Annotated in this window: 1 rRNA gene; it reads right to left on the bottom strand. The window is 52.5% G+C overall.

Going from position 1 to position 2,704, the window contains the following annotated elements:
* Positions 1–24 precede the first annotated feature (24 nt).
* A 23S ribosomal RNA gene (locus tag H8730_RS17060) occupies positions 25–2,704 on the bottom strand; the annotation flags it as partial.

Here is a 2,704-nt window from a genome sequence, read left to right on the forward strand (position 1 = left end):
TTCACGTTTCACTCGTCCTCTCTCCTGATCAAGCTCCTCGACCTATTAGTACCGGTCAGCTCCATCCCTCTCGGAACTTCCACCTCCGGCCTATCTCCTCGTCGTCTTCAAGGGGTCTTCCTTCTTTCGAATCGGATATCTCGTCTTGAGGTTGGCTTCACGCTTAGATGCCTTCAGCGTTTATCCTTTCCAGACTTGGCTACTCTGCTCTGCCTTTGGTCGGCAACAGATCCACCAGCGGTCTGTCCATTCCGGTCCTCTCGTACTAAGAACAGCTCCTCTCAAATATCCTACGCCCACGACGGATAGGGACCGAACTGTCTCACGACGTTCTGAACCCAGCTCGCGTACCGCTTTAATGGGCGAACAGCCCAACCCTTGGGACCTCCTTCAGCCCCAGGATGCGATGAGCCGACATCGAGGTGCCAAACCTCCCCGTCGATGTGAACTCTTGGGGGAGATCAGCCTGTTATCCCCAGGGTAGCTTTTATCCGTTGAGCGATGGCAATCCCACTTTCTACCACCGGATCACTAAGTCCTACTTTCGTACCTGCTCCAACCGTCGCTGTCACAGTCAAGCTGCCTTCTGCCTTTACACTCTTCGAATGGTTTCCAACCATTCTGAGGCAACCTTTGAGCGCCTCCGATACCTTTTCGGAGGCGACCGCCCCAGTCAAACTCCCCACCTGACATGGTCCCTCATCCGGTTCACGGACTTCGGTTAGAAATTCAGTATCACAAGGGAGGTATCCCAACATCGGCTCCATGCAGACTCTCGTCCACACTTCTCTGCCTCCCTCCTATCCTGTACATGTCATACCGAATCCCAGTATCAAGCTAGAGTAAAGCTCCATGGGGTCTTTCCGTCCTGTCGCGGGTAACCAGCATCTTCACTGGTACTTCAATTTCACCGGGCGCGTTGTCGAGACAGTGCCCAAATCGTTACGCCTTTCGTGCGGGTCGGAACTTACCCGACAAGGAATTTCGCTACCTTAGGACCGTTATAGTTACGGCCGCCGTTTACTGGGGCTTAAGTTCGAACCTTCGGATTTCTCCTGAGCCCTCCCCTTAACCTTCCAGCACCGGGCAGGCGTCAGCTCCTATACTTCCCCTTTCGGGTTCGCAGAAACCTGGGTTTTTGCTAAACAGTCGCTTGGGCCTCTTCTCTGCGACCATGCTCTCACATGGCACCCCTTCTCCCTAAGTTACGGGGTCATTTTGCCTAGTTCCTTAACAACGCTTCTCCCGTCGGCCTTTGGATTCTCTCCTCATCTACCTGTGTCGGTTTCCGGTACGGGCTACGGTAAATCTATAGCGGCTTTTCTTGACAGTCTGAATTCAGGAGCTTCCCTACTTCTTTTCGGTCCGCCTCACGTCTCACCTCAGACGAGGGGCTTTTCCTCCTCGCCACGGCTTCTCGCTTGCACCGGTCTTCCCATTCCCGGCTCTCCCTATCCTCCTGTGTCCCCACAGTTCTGTTTACCTTCGGTACAGGATTCTCCACCTGTTCTCCATCGACTACGTCTTTCGACCTCGCCTTAGGTCCCGACTTCCCCAGAGCAGATCAGCTTTACTCTGGAAACCTTAGATTTTCGGCCTAGAAGATTCTCACTTCTATCTCGCTACTCATTCCGGCATTCTCTCTTCTGCTTCGTCCACGGTCAGTTCCCTTTCCGCTTCTTCCTTGCACAATGCTCCCCTACCTCACCAGATTCCTCTGGCATCCAAAGCTTCGGCGCCATGTTTTAGCCCCGTGTATTTTCGGCGCAAGTCCTCTCGACTAGTGAGCTATTACGCACTCTTTTAATGTTTGGCTGCTTCTAAGCCAACATCCTAGTTGTCTTCGAAGTCTCACATCCTTTTCCACTTAACATGCACTTGGGGGCCTTAGCTGTTGGTCTGGGCTTTTTCCCTTTTGACCATCGAACTTATCTCCGATCGTCTGACTCCTAAGTCTGTCTCTTCGGCATTCGGAGTTTGATATGCTTCAGTAAGCTTTACGCCCCATCGGCAATTCAGTGCTCTACCTCCGTTAGACTCTCCTTAAGGCTAGCCCTAAAGCTATTTCGGGGAGAACCAGCTATCTCCGGGTTCGATTGGAATTTCTCCGCTATCCACACCTCATCCCCACCCTTTTCAACGGATGTGGGTTCGGACCTCCACGCGATTTTACTCACGCTTCATCCTGGACATGGATAGGTCACCCGGTTTCGGGTCTATTCTCACATACTCTTTGCCCTCTTCAGACTCGGTTTCCCTTCGGCTCCGGTACTTCATACCTTAACCTTGCATGTGACAATAACTCGCCGGACCGTTCTACAAAAAGTACGCTGTCGAGTCTATACCTCTCAGTATCACTCTTCAACTGCTTGTAAACATAGGGTTTCTGGTTCTCTTTCACTCCCCTCCCGGGGTCCTTTTCACCTTTCCATCACTGTACTCTCGCTATCGGTCACCAGGTAGTATTTAGGCTTGGGGGGTGGTCCCCCCGGCTTCCCGCTAGGTTTCCCGTGTCTCGCGGTACTCTGGATCCTGCTCTGAACTTTCCGCTTTCACTTACGGGGCTTTCACCCTCTCTGGCTGGCTTTCCCAATGCCATTCTGTTAGCTTCCTGTCCTTTCTCTCGCAGTCCTCAACCCCGCATAACTTTCGTTATCCGGTTTGGCCTCTTTCCCTTTCGCTCGCCGCTACTTAGAAAATCACA

The sequence above is a fragment of the Bianquea renquensis genome (assembly GCF_014384895.1).
Lineage (GTDB): Bacteria > Bacillota > Clostridia > Lachnospirales > Bianqueaceae > Bianquea > Bianquea renquensis.